The following is a 14340-nucleotide window of genomic DNA, read 5'->3' on the forward strand; positions in this document are numbered from 1 at the left end:
CGCTACCGAACTCAACGGCCGCCCACGCAAGACGCTCGGCTGGGAAACCCCAGCCGAGCGCCTGTCTAAACTGCTCACCACCACACGTCAGTGATCACGTGTTGCGACGATCCCTTGAATCCAAGCAACACGAGCGGCAGCACGACGAACAGCGGCTTGCCCAACCATGACGGCATCCGGTCCACGGAGCTCCCCCTGCCCAGTGCTCTGGCGGAATCACGTCACCGCCGACGGATCAAGGCCTAGAACCTATCAACGCCGTAGCCCTACGAGTTGGGCATATAGCGGCCGCTCCCCGCGGACCGGCCGTAGTCCTTCCCCACGGAATCAGCGGGGGATCAGCCGGGAACCAGTCGCAACGCAATCGTGTCTCTGCCGGCGACGGCGGACGGCCTTTTGTCGGCTACGGTGCCGTACGTCCAGGGGGGTAGAGCGTGATGCGCGGATGGGTCGTACCCGGCTACAGCGAGTCCAGAGAGCTGGGCTCCGGTGCGAGCGGACGTGTCGTACTGGCCGTTCATGACGCCACCGGCACGCCGGTGGCCGTGAAGTATCTCAATGAGAAACTGCGGGCGGACGCCCGCTTCCTCCGCGAGTTCCGCGCGGAAGCCCGCCTGCTCGGCGACCTCGACTCCCTGCATGTGGCACGCCTCTACGAATACGTGGAGGCGCCCCAGGGCGCGGCGATCGTCATGGAACTGGTCGACGGCGTTGCGCTGCGCGCGCTCCTGCGGCAGGAGGGAGCCACCGGGCCCGAGGCGGCGCTCGTGGTGCTCAAAGGCTCGCTTCTCGGCCTGGCCGCCGCTCACGGTGCCGGTGTCGTGCATCGCGACTACAAGCCCGAGAACGTTCTGGTGGCGGCGGACGGCTCCTCCAAGCTCGTCGACTTCGGTATCGCCGCGCGCAGTGGTGACAGCGCCGGTGCGGCGGGAACCCCTACCTATATGGCGCCCGAGCAGTGGAGCGGGGAGCCGGCCTCACCTACGGCCGACGTCTACGCGGCGACCGCCACCTTCTACGAGTGTGTGACCGGCCGGAAGCCGTACACCGGTGAGAACTTCGCCGAGCTGGCCCTCCAGCACATCAACGCGCCCATCCCGGACGAGGAAGCGCCGGAGCCGGTGCGCGCATTGATCCGCCGCGGCCTGGCCAAGACCCCCGAGGAGCGTCCGGAGAACGCGGCCGCCTTCGTGGAGGAGCTCGAGTCGGTGGCCTGTGCGGCTTACGGCGAGGACTGGGAGGAGCGCGGACAGCGCAGGCTCGCGGCCCTGGCGGCGCTGCTGCCGCTGCTCTTTCCCTCGGCCGGGGGCTCGGCCGCCGGAACCACCGAACTGGCCACCACCGTGCTGCCCGACCGTGCCCGGGGCTTCGGCCGGGAACTGGGGTGGCGCGAACTGCTCACCGGTGTGGGCGTGCTGATCATCGCTGGAGTACTGACGTTCACGGCCGGGGCGACCAGTGGGAACCGTGAAGCGGTGGCCGAGACGCTCGCCACGACGAGCGCCGCCGCGAACACCGGCTCGCCGGGCGAGACGTCCCCGACCGCAGGCACTTCGTCGTCCGCCTCCCCGTCCACTTCCGCCGGCGGCACGCCTACGGGCAGCAGCTCCCCCTCCGCTTCCGCGTCCGCATCGGAAGGCGGCGACTCCGCTCCGGCCGGGGGTACGGACACGGGAGGTCTCGGCTCCCCGTCGGGGCCCGGGACAGCTACGGACCCGCCGGTCTCGAACCCGTCCACGAGCGACAGCGCGCCCAATGCCACCACAGAGCCATCCGCCACTCCCGTGCGAGTCACTTCGGTCTCCGTAGGGAGCCTGCAGCAGACCGGCTCGACGAGTGCCACCGCCTCGGTGAACGTCTCCACCACCGGGACGGGTGCCGTCACCCTGACCGTCACCTGGTACGCGAGCGACAGCAAGGGCAGTCTCGGCGAGCAGGACGGCGTTTCCCAGACTTTTGCCCTGAGCGGCCGGACGGCGTACACCATCACGGCTGATCACGTCTTCCGGAGCCCGGCCTGCTACTGGGGCGTGGTCGGGACCACCGACCCCGAGGCGGACAACGGCAGCTCATGGCAGCAGAAGCTGATCCGGCAGTGCGACATCCGATGAGCGATTCACAGAACCCGGGAACCCACGAGCCGACGGGCGCCGGCAGCGACCGCGACAACGGCTACAGCGCGACCGAGTTGGGCGACCACTGGGTCCACAGGCCCGACAGCCCGGACGCGGATCCGGATCCGGAGGATCCCGCCGCGCTCCATGAGTCCACCACGCCCACAGTGCTTCTGGGCCGTACGTCCGAGGCCGCGCCGCAGAGTGCGACTGTCCGCCTGGACGCGACCGTTCCGCAGGCGGGCACGGCCCGCCTGGATGCGAGGCTGGTGGGCGGCCGGGTCGCGAACTCCCCGGCCGCGAGCTCCCCGCCCGCCGACGCGGCGCCCCAGGGGGAGGGCATGGTGCTCCGCTTCGGCCCGGGAGTGACCGGCAGTGCCCTCGCCCGCAACAGCACCACAGCCGTGGACATCTGGCACGGCACACTCGCAGGAGAGCCCCACGGCCCCGGGCAGAGCGGGAAGCGGCGACGCGGAGGGCTGCGCCGCTACACCCTGGCCGGCGTCATCCTCATCGCCGTCATCGGGTTCCTTCTCTGGCAGCGGCTCGGCCCCGGTCTCGTCGTCGAGAGCGTGGCCGTACGAACCGACCCGAAAGGTCCCGCATGCGACGACACCGCCGATGTGATCGGCGTCGTCCGCACCAACGGCGCGCCGGGCACCATCGCATACCGCTGGGTGCGCAGCGACGGCACTATCTCCGGCACGCTGCGGGAGCGGCTCACACAGGGCCAGCGGGAAGCGCGACTGCATCTGCTGTGGACCTTCCGCGGCAGAGGCTCGCACGAGGCGCGGGCGGAACTCCGGATCACCTCACCCGGCGCCCAGACGGCCTCCACGCGCTTTACCTACAACTGCCGCTAGTGACCTCGTGGGAGAGTCGGCCCCGGCCATCCCGCAACGCCGGACAGGCACCGACGTTCGGTGCCGGCGGCGACGGGGACGCCGCCGACCACTCCTGACCGGCAGCGGAGGGACACGGGCAACACAGCGGCGTCCGAGCACAGGTCCTCGCCAGCGCCGGTCCTTCGCCGAGCTTGTTCAGCGGCACGTGGCTTGGTACGGCGACGAGTAACCGGATCAATCCGAGGGCCGGACTGCTTCGTTCGGCCGAGTGAGCTGCTTCAGTTCCGCGTCGCCTGCTGTCCGCGTGATGGCGGGCGGGTCGTTTTGACGTCTGTCAAACGGCCGAGGTTGGCGCCGTCATAGGCCTCCTTCCAGTTGGTCAGCCGCGGGTCGATGTAGTTCTGGTACGCCTGACCGCTGGCGTGCGGCCGCATGGCCTGGTGCAGGTTGTCCAGCCATGAGAAGTCGGAGCGGGCGGCGTAGGAGGCGCGCGCGGTGCGGCCGTCCGGGTGCTGACCGGGAAGGCTGCCGGGCAGGTGGCACTGTGCGGGTGGCCAGCCGCCGGCGCCGGCCATCACCAGCATCCGGGGTGACGAACAGATGCCCCGCAGTGCCTTGGGCAGCAGCCGAGCCAGTCCTGCGATCGCCGCCCGGTCGGCCCAGAACGGTTGTGGCCGGGCGACCTGGCGGCGCAGCACCGCGAGTTGGTGTCGCAGTACGACGGATCGCGGCGTCCTTCGAAGGTTTCCGATCGCGAGCAGATCAAGCAGGAAGCGGAGGGGGACGTGAAGGGCTCGGTCAGCCGATCTTGAGGAGGCCGGCTTCGACGACCGTGCGGCCGAAGGGGCTCGCAAGTTCGGCGAGGCGTTCGCAGTCGGCGTCACCCAGGGCGGCGTAGGCGGGAAGGGCCAAGTGGTCGGTGCGGTCCTCGATGTGCTGGCGCAGACGTACGCCTTCCGGGCTGAGGGAGTCGCCCTCGAGGAGACCTCGTGTGCGCAGGCGTTCCTGGGTTTCGGCCCACTCCTCCTCGGGCCAGGCGCGACTTCCCTTGAGGAAGTCGACGGGAACCTCACCGGTGGCAGCGTGCAGAATCAGGGACTCCAAGCCCCCGACGCCCTCGCTCAGCAAGCACGCGACATGGCCGTCTCCACGGAACTCCCGGAGCAGCGTCTGGGCGTGCCACAGCTGCAGTACCGGTTCCTCCGGCCAGGGCAGCGCGGCGTGCGCGGCGAACAGCGAGCGGCCCTGAGCGTGTTCGCAGGCCGCCTCGGCGGCTCTGCGGGCCAGCGCCAGGACCTCGTCAAAAGCGGGGAGTTCGTGGATCCCGGCCCGCCGCAGGGCCTCGCCCGCGGCGGCGTGCCGCGCGTCCAGCACCTGCTGCGGCGTCACCGCGTCCCAGGCCCCGTCGACCGCCTTCCGTACGAAAGCGGGGTTGAAGTTGTAGAAAGTCGAGATGACCAGATCGGCAGATGCTCGGCCGAACGCGGCGCTCCGGGAGGCGAAGTACCCGGCGCGTCCGCTGAGTCCGAGGTCCGCGTACCGTCGCCTTCCCTCGGGGGCGAAGTAGATCATGGCGTGTACGGGCTCGAGTCGGCGCCAGGCTGCTCGCGCTGTCTTCATGAGTCACCTCTTCTTGGGGTCGACAGACGGGGTATTCGCTGTGGTTCCGTACTCGCCGTGCGCTCGCAGATGGTCGAGCAGCAGGCGGCTCAGCGTCTCGGGCGCTTCCTCGGGGACCCAGTGGCTGACGCCCTGGAGGGTCTCGAACCGGTACGGCCCGTTGACCCACTGCCCGGTCTCCTGCGCGGCCGCTGGGCCGAACGCGCTGTCCTCCGTGCTCCAGACGTACAGCGTGGGCACGTCGATGACGCCGATCGCGCCGTCGGGGCGGCCGGCCCGGTACCAGTTCAGCGCGGCGGTGAGAGCGCCCGGCTGGGACAGGTGCCGCACGTAGGCCTCGGCACTGTCCTGCGGGATCTTTCCGGCGTAAGCGGCGCGAAGCTCCTCGGCATCGCCTGCGAGCATGCGCTCCTCGGTCGCGGGCGTTTCGCGCCAGTCGATCATGTAGTGCGATCGTTCGCGCTGGTCCGGGTCCGTACGCAGTGTGGTGGCCAGAGCGCCGGGGTGCGGGGTGGAGACGACCGTCAGGGTACGTACGCGGCCGGGGTGGGCATCGGCGGTCCACCACGCCACCGCGCCGCCCCAGTCATGGCCGACCAGGTCGAACGACGCCCAGCCCAATTCCTCGGTCATCGCGACGACATCCTCGACCAGGACGCTGATGCGGTAGTCCTCGGGCCGCTCGGGGCGGGCCCCGGGGGAGTACCCACGCTGGTCGGGTGCCACCACCCGGTAACCGTGCGTGGCCAACGCCGCGATCTGCCGTTGCCACACCAGTCCCGTCTGCGGGAAGCCGTGCAGCAACAGCACCGGGCGGCCCTGGGGCGGACCCGCCACGATCGCGTCGAACACGCCCGCAGCAGTGGAGATGCTCAGCTCGGTCACGATCCACCCTTCATACCGACTGGTCGGTCAGCTTTCAGTCGGGGAAATGGATTGTCAAGGTCGAGGGCACGCGCATCCCCGCAACCGCAGCTGCGCGGCCCCAGGGGAGTCTGGTTGAACTTGACGCCGGATTCAACTATAAACGATCGGGCGTTCGGTACCGCCCAACGGCATCGAGCCCGGCTCACGGTGCTGGGGATCCCCTGAAGCTCCCGAACGAACCGGACCGACAGGAAGCAGTGAGGCGACATGAGGGAAGCAGTCATCGTTTCGACGGCAAGGACGCCGATCGGGAAGGCGTACCGCGGCGCGTTCAACGACACCCAGGCGCAGGAACTTGCCGCCCATGCCCTCTCGCACGCGGTGCAGCGCGCCGGGCTCGAGGGGGGTGAGGTCGAGGATGTGATCTTCGGCTGCGCCGTGCAGCAGGGGTCCTCCGGTGGCAACGTCGCCCGCCAGGCTGCCCTCCGTGCCGGACTCCCGGACGCCGTGTCCGGGATGACGATCGACCGGCAGTGCTCGTCGGGCCTGATGGCGGTTGCGACGGCCGCCAAGCAGATCGTCGGCGACGGCATGCAGGTCGCTGTCGGCGGCGGTGTCGAGTCGATCTCCTTGGTGCAGAACGACCACATGAACACCCACCGCATGGCGGATCCCTGGCTGGTCGAGCACAAGCCGAGTATCTACATGCCGATGTTGCAGACGGCGGAGATCGTCGCCGAACGCTACGGCGTGAGCCGGGAACGCCAGGACGAGTTCGCGCTGGTGTCACAGCAGCGCACCGCGGCGGCGCAGGAGGCCGGGCGGTTCGACCAGGAGATCGTCGCGCGCGCCAGTGTCAAGAAGGTCCTGGACAAGCAGTCCGGGGAGGTTCGGGACGAGGCCGTGACCCTGACCCGGGACGAGGGCAACCGCGCGTCGACCACACTCGAGGGTCTGGCCGGGTTGGCGCCGGTGCTGCCGGACGGTCAGGTGACCGCGCATTCCAGCGTGACGGCGGGCAACTCCTCGCAGTTGTCGGACGGGGCTTCGGCGTCGGTGTTGATGGAGTCGAAGGAAGCCGAGCGCCGCGGACTGGAGCCGCTGGGCGTATACCGGGGTATGGCCGTCGCCGGTTGCGGGCCGGACGAGATGGGGATCGGTCCGGTGTTCGCCATTCCGAAGCTGCTGAAGCAGCACGACCTCTCCATCGACGACATCGGTCTATGGGAACTCAACGAGGCGTTCGCATCCCAGGCGCTGTACTGCCGCGACGAATTGAACATCGACCCGGAGCGGTTCAACGTCAATGGTGGCGGAATCTCGGTCGGCCATCCGTACGGAATGACCGGTGCCCGCCTGGTGGGGCACGCCCTGATCGAGGGCAAGCGCCGCGGCGTCCGGTATGTGGTGATCTCGATGTGTGTCGGCGGCGGAATGGGCGCAGCCGGGCTGTTCGAGGTCGCCTGAGGTCCATGTACCAGCTGGGCGCCGGCGGCGAGGGCCGGCCGGTGGTGACAGCCGGCGGAACATGGCTGCCGTCGTATGGGCCGGTGGGAAGCCGGCCGCGAGAGAGGGTGTGAATACGGTGTCGAGCGAGACGGAAAAGGCCCGAACGGCGGTCCTCGTGGACTTCGGCGGGGTCATCACCTCCAGTGTGTTGCGGGCTTTCACCGACTTCGGCGCCTCGCTCGGCGGTGACCCGCGCCTGCCGCTGGACCTCCTCAGCCGGGATCAGCCATCACGGACCCTCCTGGCCGATCACGAGTCCGGCCGCATCGACGCCGAAGCCTTCGAGCGAGGGTTCGCCGAGCGTCTCCGCGCTCACGGCGCCGACGTACAAGCAGAGGGACTCACGGCCCGGATGCAAGCGGGAATGTCGATCGACCAGGACGTGCTCGCCCTGCTCGGTGATCTCCGCACCGCCGGATATCCCGTTGCGCTGGTATCCAATTCGTTCGGAACCGGAACCTACGACAGCGTCGACCTCGCCGCTGTGGCCGACGCTGTCGTCATCTCCTCCGAGGTCGGGATCCGCAAGCCTTCCCGCCGGATTTACGCGATCGCATGTGAACGCCTCGGCGTCACCCCCGAGGAGGCAGTCATGATCGACGATCTGCAGCAGAACCTCGACGGGGCGGCGCGGATCGGGATCGGGGGCGTGCTGCACACCAGTGCCACCGACACCCGCCGCCAACTCGCCGAACACTTCAGGATCACCGTCTGACCGATCGACCGATCGACCGATCACCGATCGGCAAGATCGACGGTCGCGGGAGATCCGGTCATGCCCCGGATCGACACCGCCCGCGGGTCGAGCGGCAGTGCACTTCCGCCGTTCCGAAGACTTGAAGTCGAGGACGGATTCAAGTCTACTGGCGGACGAGGGTGGGATCCGCACCGAATCACCTGCTCACATCCCCGGAAGGCACCGCCCATGGCCAGTGTTTTCGACCCGGTCTGCCGCCACGCGGCTGCCACTCCCGACAACATCGCGCTGCGCGGCGGCGCGGATCAGTGGACCTACCGGCAGCTGCGCGACGCGAGCGTTCGGTATGCGAGTGCCCTGGCCGCCGCGGGCCTGACGCCCGGGGACCGGGTGCTGCTGGCGGCGCCGTCGGTGCCCGAGTTCGTGGTGGCCTACCTCGGGATCCAGGCCGCCGGCTGTGTTGTGGTGCCGGTCAACACGATGTCCACCCGGGCCGAGGTCGAATACGTCCTCGGCGACGCCGGGTGCTCGTTGGCGATCGCATGGCACGCTCTGGGCCCCGCCGTCACGGAGGCGGCCTCGGCGCTCAAGGTGCCCTCTTGGACGCTGTCCCCGGGCGCGACGGTCACCGATGCCGCTCCCGCCCCCGTCGTCGGCCGGGACCGCGACGAGACCGCGGCCATTCTGTACACCTCGGGTACGACAGGGCGGCCGAAGGGTGCCCAGCTCACGGTCGGGAACCTGTTGTCCGCCGGGGAGATCGGCGCCGAGTGCAGCCGCGGATCGAGCGCCGACCGTACCGGCACCGGACTCCCGCTGTTCCACGTGTTCGGCCAGGCGTCGGTCATGATGGCGACCTTGACCGTGGGCGGTTCGATGTCGTTGCTGGCCCGATTCGACCCGGCGGCGATGCTGGAGATGCTGCGCCGCGACCGGCTCACCATCATGGCCGGCGTACCGACCATGTGGAACGCGATGCTGCACGCGGCGGTTGATGCCAATCCGGCGGACTTCGCCGGGCTCCGTATCGCCGTCTCCGGGGGCGCGTCGCTGCCCGGGGAGATCGCCCGGGCCTTCGAGGCCCGCTTCGGCTGCACCATCCTCGAAGGCTATGGGCTCACCGAGACCACCGCGTTCGGCACCTTCAACGACATCGACCGCGGCGGCAAGACCGGGTACACCGGGCGGGCGGTCCCGCGGCTGCAGGTCCAGGTGCGTGACATCGAGGGCAACGAGTGCCCGCCGGGCACCGTCGGCGAGGTCCACATCAAGGGACCCACGGTGATGCGCGGATACTGGAACCGCCCCGCGGACACCGCCGCGGCAATCTCGCCCGACGGCTGGTTGCGGACCGGCGACCTGGGCGAAACCGACACGGACGGCGACCTGCGCATCGTCGACCGGATCAAGGACCTGATCATCCGCGGCGGCTACAACGTCTACCCCGGTGAGGTCGAGGAAGTTCTCTACGAGCACCCGGACATCATCGAGGCAGCCGTGGTCGGCGTTCCCGACGACCACTACGGCGAGGAGGTCGCCGCGCTGATAGCCGCCCGGCCCGGTTCGGACCTCGGTGCCGCTGAGGTGTCGAGCTGGACACGAGAGCGACTGTCCGCCTACAAGGTCCCGCGTATCATCCGGTTCGTCGACGCGCTGCCCAAGGGCCCGAGCGGGAAGATCCTCAAGCGCTCCATCGACCGTACGGAGCTGACCCGCGACCCAGCGATCGGCGACGTACCCGCCCGCCGGCACTGAACATCCGTCGACCGACGAGATGTGTCCGCCGTAGAAGAAAGACGCATGGTGAGTTACTCATGAGCCTGCCGCCCATCCTGCGGGACCGGCTTCGCCTGCCCGTGATCGCATCGCCGATGTTCATCGTGTCCAATCCGGAGTTGGTCATCGCCCAGTCGGCCTCCGGCATCGTGGGTTCCTTCCCCGCGCTGAACGCGCGGCCGCAGTCGGCGCTGCGCGAATGGCTGCAGCGCATAGCGGAGGAGTTGGCCAAGCACGACGCCGATCATCCCGAGACACCGTCCGCGCCGTTCGCGGTCAATCTCATCGTGCACAAGACCAACTCACGCCTGGAGGAGGACCTCGCGACCGTCGTGGAGTTCAAGGTGCCGATCGTGATCACCTCGCTCGGCGCCCGGGCCGATGTCAACGATGCGGTCCATTCCTACGGCGGCATCGTGCTGCACGATGTCATCAGCAACCGGTTCGCGCGCAAGGCGGTGGAAAAGGGCGCGGACGGCCTGATCGCCGTCGCCGCGGGCGCGGGCGGGCACGCCGGCACGCAATCACCCTTCGCGCTCGTCCAGGAGATTCGCGACTGGTTCGACGGCCCCCTTCTGCTGTCGGGCTCCATCGCCCACGGCCGCTCGATCCTCGCCGCGCAGGCCGCCGGCGCGGACCTCGCCTACGTGGGTTCGGCGTTCATCGCCACCGACGAGGCGAACGCGGAGGACCAGTACAAGCAGATGATCGTGGACTCCACCGCTGCGGACATCGTGTACTCCAACCTGTTCACCGGCGTGCACGGCAACTACCTCCGCGGCAGCATCGAGGCAGCGGGGCTCGATCCGGCCGCACTGCCCGGCTCCGATCCGTCCGCCATGGACTTCGGCAACCAGGACATCAAAGGGGCGAAGGCGTGGCGGGACATCTGGGGCGCGGGTCAGGGGGTCGGCGCGGTAGGGGCGGTACTTCCCGCGGCAGCGGTCGTCGAGCGCCTCGCCGGTGAGTACGCCGAGGCGAAGAATCGGCTTCAGCGCGTGTAACGGTGTGCGACCGCGCACCGGCGCGCATTTATGAGGCTGGTGTCGGATTCAAGTACACTTTAGGGATGGATACCACCGCGCCCGAGGAGAGCGAGAAGGCACCGCCGATGGCGCCCCTCTCGCCACTTCGCGAGCCGCCGACGACGAAGCGCGGAGCGCGGACACGCGCCGCTTTGGTGAAGGCCGCGCGGAAGGTGTTCGAGCGGGATGGTTACCTCGACACCCGCCTGGCCGACATCACCAAAGAGGCCCGGTGCGCGGCGGGGTCCTTCTACACCTACTTCACCAACAAGGAAGAGGTGCTTGCCGCCGTCCTCCTGGAGGCGCAGGAGGACATGCTGCACCCCGGCACGGGCCGGCTGCAGGACACCGACGATCCGTATGCGGTACTCGAGGCGAGTAACCGCGCGTATCTCGAGGCGTACAAACGGAACGCGAAGCTGATGGCACTGCTTGAGCAGGTCGCACAAGTGGAGCCGGAGTTCCGTAAGTTCCGAAGCCAGCGCACGGATGCGTTCATCCGCCGCAACGCCCGCGGCATCGCCGACCTGCAGGCGCGGGGTGTCGCAGACCGTGAGGTCGATCCGATGATGGCCTCGCGTGCGCTGTCGGGCATGGTCAGCGTCATGGCCTACAACGCCTTCGTGCTCGGCGAAAGGCAAGAAGAAGGCACGCCGGTGGACTTCGAGGAGCTCGTGTCCACGGTCACCCGGCTCTGGGCGAACGCCCTGCGGTTCCCCGGCCACCGCTGATCCGGCAGGAGCGCCGGCCGGGGCGGAGCCTGCCGCCTACGGCCGTTCGACGATCCAGGACCCGCGAGCTGCCCGCATCGGCGACGAGGACCAGCTTGCGCGAGCCTTCACACTCAACCACCTGACTCATCACGCCGTGCTACCGCAAGTCCGCAGTTCAGCGGAGGCGAGGCGGCCTTCTCCGCGTGGTCATGCGCACCAGACGGTTGAACTTGACTTCAGATTCAATTATACAGGTGGGCGGGGACCACGATCACTCATCTCGGGGCCCGTGCTCCGGCCCCGCACGCCCCGCCACGGAGAGGGTTCGCTGTGAACGTTGCAGGAAGAGTCGCCATCGTCACCGGTGGCGGTGGCGGCATAGGCGGCGCGCTGGTCGCACGGCTCGCTCGCGAGGGTGCCCGGGTCGTCGTCGCAGACCTCGACGCGGACACCGCGCGGGCGGTATCCGAGAGAGTCAACGCCGACCATCCGGGAAGCACCGTCAGCGCCGGCGCGGACGCCTCGGACACCGCCCAGATCCAGCAGTTGATCGACCTGGCGGAGAGCGCGTTCGGCTCCGTAGACCTCTACTTCGCGAACGCGGGCATCGCCGGGGCACCCGCCCTCGACGCGAGCGAGCAGGACTGGGACCTCTCGATCGACGTGAACCTGCGAGCCCACATCCGTGCGGCAACGCTGCTGGTGCCGCGGTGGCTCGAGTGCGGCGAGGGCTACTTCGTCAGCACCGCCTCGGCGGCCGGGCTGCTCACCCAGATCGGCTCCGCCACGTACGCCGTCACCAAGCACGCCGCGGTCGGCTTCGCCGAATGGCTGAGTGTCACCTATGGCGATCGCGGGGTCCATGTCAGCTGTCTGTGCCCGATGGGGGTGAACACCAGGATGCTGTCCTCGGGGAAGGACTCCGGGGACGCGCTGGGGCGAGCGGCCACGCAGGCCGTCACGTCCGCGGGTGACGTCCTCGAACCGGCCGAGGTCGCCGACGCCGTCCTCGCCGCGATCGAGGACGAGCGCTTCCTGATCCTGCCGCACGAAGAAGTTCTGGACATGTACCGGCAGAAGGGCTCGGACTACGACCGGTGGCTGCGCGGGATGCGCCGCTACCAGAGCTCCCTGCTGGCGCAGGCATGACCGGCGCGCCGGGCGAGCTCGTCCTCGCCGAACACCGCGGGCCCGTGCTGGTGCTCACGTTCAACCGGCCCGCCAAGCTGAACGCCTGGACCGACGAACTCGAGGACCGCTACTTCGCGCTGCTCGACGCCGCCGAAGACGACCCGGGCGTACGCGCCGTCGTGGTCACCGGCGCAGGCCGCGGATTCTGCGCCGGTGCCGACCTCCAGCGGCTGCAGGCGGCCGGCGAGGTCTCCGAGGCGGACAGGGCGCGGCGCCGGCCGCGCGACGTGCCGCTGACCCTGCGCAAACCGCTGATCGGTGCGGTGAACGGGGTGGCCGCGGGCCTGGGCATGGTGGAGGCGCTCTACTGCGACATTCGCTTCGGCACGCCCTCGGCCAGGTTCACCACGGCATTCGCGCAGCGCGGGCTGATCGCCGAGTACGGGATCTCCTGGCTGTTGCCCCGGCTGGTGGGGCACAGCCGGGCAACGGACCTGTTGCTGTCGAGTCGCATGGTGGACGCCGAGGAGGCATTCCGTATCGGACTCCTCGACCACCTGGTCCCCACCGGCAGTGTGGTCGATGCCGCTGTCGCGTACGCCGCCGATCTGGCGACGCGCTGCTCCCCGGCATCCATGGCCACCATCAAGAGCCAACTGCAGGGCGACGCGGACGGCACCTACGCCGATTCCGTGACCCGGGCGGAGGGCCTCATGCTCGAGGCCTTCCGCGGGGCCGATCTCGTCGAAGGCGTGGCCAGTCACCTCGACAAGCGCCCACCCAATTTTCCCTCCCTACCCGTCAGGAGTTCAGATGTCCCTGTTTGAGACGTCGGACCGCGCCAAGAAGTACCAGGCGGATCTGCTCGAGTTCATGGATTCGCACATCTACCCCGCGGAGGCGGTGTACGACGAGCAGATGCGCGCGTCGGGTGACCCGCACTTCCATCCGCCGATCCTCGAGGACCTCAAGGCGGAGGCGCGCAAGCGTGGACTGTGGAACCTCTTCCACCCGCACAAGGAGTGGGGCCCGGGGCTGACGAACCTCGAGTACGCGCCGCTGGCGGAGATCATGGGGCGCAGTCACATCGCCTCCGAGGCGTGCAACTGCAACGCTCCCGACACCGGCAACATGGAGGTGCTCACCCTCTTCGGCACCGACGAGCACAAGGAGAAGTACCTGGGGCCCCTGCTCGACGGGACGATGGCCTCGGCCTTCGCGATGACCGAGCCGCGCGTGGCCAGTTCCGACGCCACCAATATCGAGTTGCGGATGGAGCGCGACGGCGACGAGTACGTGCTCAACGGCCGTAAGTGGTTCGCCTCGAACGCGATGCACAAGAACTGCAAGGTGCTCATCGTGATGGGCAAGACCGACCCCACGGCGGCCCCGCATCGCCAGCAGTCGATGATGGTCGTCCCGATCGACGCCCCAGGGGTCACCGTGATCCGGAACCTCCCGGTGTTCGGGTACGCGGATCGCGAGGGCCACGCGGAGATCACCTTCGAGAATGTGCGGGTGCCGGCCAAGGACGTACTCAAGGGCGAGGGGGAGGGTTTCGCGATCAGCCAGGCCCGGCTCGGGCCCGGTCGTATCCACCACTGCATGCGGGCGATCGGCGCGGCCGAGCGGGCACTGGAGCTGATGTGCCGGCGCGCCCAGTCGCGGGTGACGTTCGGTCGTCCGGTTGCCGACCGGTCCAACATCCAGGACTGGATCGCCGAAGCACGTATCGACATCGAGATGATCCGGCTGCTCACGCTCAAGGCCGCGTATCTGATGGACACGGTCGGGAACAAGGAAGCGCGCACCGAGATCGCGGCGATCAAGGTGGCCGCCCCGGACATCGCGTTGAAGATCGTCGACCGCGCGATCCAGGTGCACGGGGGAGCAGGAGTGACCGAGGACTTCCCGCTGGCGATGATGTACGCGCATCTGCGGACGCTGCGGCTGGCGGACGGTCCCGACGAGGTCCACAAGCGGGCCATCGCCAGGCAGGAACTGCGGCAGTACCGCGACGCGGCCACGGCAGCGGTGAGCTGA

At 69.0% G+C, this 14340-nt stretch carries 13 protein-coding genes; 10 read left to right on the forward strand and 3 right to left on the reverse strand.

What is annotated here, in order from left to right:
• Positions 1-437: 437 nt before the first annotated feature.
• Positions 438-2111, forward strand: a complete 1674-nt coding sequence (locus tag ACTWQC_RS18035; protein WP_443316842.1) for a protein kinase domain-containing protein — start codon at positions 438-440, stop codon at positions 2109-2111.
• Complete coding sequence (locus ACTWQC_RS18040) at positions 2108-2977, forward strand: hypothetical protein (protein WP_443316734.1); 870 nt, start codon at positions 2108-2110, stop codon at positions 2975-2977. The genes ACTWQC_RS18035 and ACTWQC_RS18040 overlap by 4 nt, the downstream gene beginning before the upstream one ends.
• Positions 2978-3237: 260 nt before the next feature.
• On the opposite strand, the gene ACTWQC_RS18045 is transcribed toward ACTWQC_RS18040, so the two are convergent.
• From ACTWQC_RS18045 to ACTWQC_RS18055, 3 genes are all read right to left on the reverse strand, one after another.
• Positions 3238-3657 carry a BBE domain-containing protein gene (locus ACTWQC_RS18045; protein ID WP_443316735.1) on the reverse strand — a complete coding sequence of 140 codons (420 nt, stop codon included), beginning with the start codon at positions 3655-3657 and terminating at the stop codon, positions 3238-3240.
• Between the two features lie 100 nt (positions 3658-3757).
• Positions 3758-4579 carry an SCO6745 family protein gene (locus tag ACTWQC_RS18050; protein ID WP_443316736.1) on the reverse strand — a complete coding sequence of 274 codons (822 nt, stop codon included), beginning with the start codon at positions 4577-4579 and terminating at the stop codon, positions 3758-3760.
• A gap of 3 nt (positions 4580-4582) precedes the next feature.
• A complete protein-coding gene (locus ACTWQC_RS18055) occupies positions 4583-5455 on the reverse strand; it encodes an alpha/beta fold hydrolase (RefSeq protein ID WP_443316843.1) in 873 nt (290 codons plus the stop codon).
• Positions 5456-5713: 258 nt separating this feature from the next.
• Between ACTWQC_RS18055 and ACTWQC_RS18060 the strand changes: the two genes are divergently transcribed.
• The 8 genes from ACTWQC_RS18060 to ACTWQC_RS18095 all read left to right on the forward strand — a co-directional run bounded on the left by ACTWQC_RS18060 (position 5714) and on the right by ACTWQC_RS18095 (position 14340).
• Positions 5714-6913 (forward strand): acetyl-CoA C-acyltransferase, encoded by a 1200-nt coding sequence (locus ACTWQC_RS18060; RefSeq protein WP_443316737.1) that lies wholly within the window; start codon positions 5714-5716, stop codon positions 6911-6913.
• Positions 6914-7031: 118 nt separating this feature from the next.
• Positions 7032-7670, forward strand: a complete 639-nt coding sequence (locus tag ACTWQC_RS18065; RefSeq protein ID WP_443316738.1) for an HAD family hydrolase — start codon at positions 7032-7034, stop codon at positions 7668-7670.
• Positions 7671-7880: 210 nt separating this feature from the next.
• Entirely contained in the window at positions 7881-9407 is a 1527-nt protein-coding gene (locus ACTWQC_RS18070) for an AMP-binding protein (protein WP_443316739.1), read from the forward strand.
• Positions 9408-9466: 59 nt separating this feature from the next.
• Complete coding sequence (locus tag ACTWQC_RS18075; RefSeq protein WP_443316740.1) at positions 9467-10432, forward strand: NAD(P)H-dependent flavin oxidoreductase; 966 nt, start codon at positions 9467-9469, stop codon at positions 10430-10432.
• Between the two features lie 2 nt (positions 10433-10434).
• On the forward strand, positions 10435-11184 hold the full coding sequence (locus ACTWQC_RS18080) for a TetR/AcrR family transcriptional regulator (RefSeq protein ID WP_443316741.1): 750 nt from the start codon (positions 10435-10437) through the stop codon (positions 11182-11184).
• A 312-nt stretch (positions 11185-11496) separates the two neighbouring features.
• Positions 11497-12315, forward strand: coding sequence for an SDR family oxidoreductase (locus ACTWQC_RS18085; RefSeq protein WP_443316742.1), 819 nt, complete (start codon positions 11497-11499; stop codon positions 12313-12315).
• A complete protein-coding gene (locus tag ACTWQC_RS18090; RefSeq protein ID WP_443316743.1) occupies positions 12312-13124 on the forward strand; it encodes an enoyl-CoA hydratase-related protein in 813 nt (270 codons plus the stop codon). The genes ACTWQC_RS18085 and ACTWQC_RS18090 overlap by 4 nt, the downstream gene beginning before the upstream one ends.
• Positions 13111-14340, forward strand: coding sequence for an acyl-CoA dehydrogenase family protein (locus ACTWQC_RS18095; protein ID WP_443316744.1), 1230 nt, complete (start codon positions 13111-13113; stop codon positions 14338-14340). Before ACTWQC_RS18090 ends, ACTWQC_RS18095 begins: the two co-directional genes overlap by 14 nt.

The sequence above is a fragment of the Streptomyces sp. 8N616 genome (assembly GCF_052246385.1).
GTDB lineage: Bacteria > Actinomycetota > Actinomycetes > Streptomycetales > Streptomycetaceae > Streptomyces.

Bases quoted from the DNA above. Each gene is read 5' to 3' on its own strand.
- ACTWQC_RS18035 (WP_443316842.1), top strand. From the start codon at position 438: ATGCGCGGATGGGTCGTACCCGGCTACAGCGAGTCCAGAGAGCTGGGC.
- ACTWQC_RS18090 (WP_443316743.1), top strand. From the start codon at position 12,312: ATGACCGGCGCGCCGGGCGAGCTCGTCCTCGCCGAACACCGCGGGCCC.
- ACTWQC_RS18060 (WP_443316737.1), top strand. From the start codon at position 5,714: ATGAGGGAAGCAGTCATCGTTTCGACGGCAAGGACGCCGATCGGGAAG.
- ACTWQC_RS18095 (WP_443316744.1), top strand. From the start codon at position 13,111: ATGTCCCTGTTTGAGACGTCGGACCGCGCCAAGAAGTACCAGGCGGAT.
- ACTWQC_RS18070 (WP_443316739.1), top strand. From the start codon at position 7,881: ATGGCCAGTGTTTTCGACCCGGTCTGCCGCCACGCGGCTGCCACTCCC.
- ACTWQC_RS18040 (WP_443316734.1), top strand. From the start codon at position 2,108: ATGAGCGATTCACAGAACCCGGGAACCCACGAGCCGACGGGCGCCGGC.
- ACTWQC_RS18050 (WP_443316736.1), bottom strand. From the start codon at position 4,579: ATGAAGACAGCGCGAGCAGCCTGGCGCCGACTCGAGCCCGTACACGCC.
- ACTWQC_RS18075 (WP_443316740.1), top strand. From the start codon at position 9,467: ATGAGCCTGCCGCCCATCCTGCGGGACCGGCTTCGCCTGCCCGTGATC.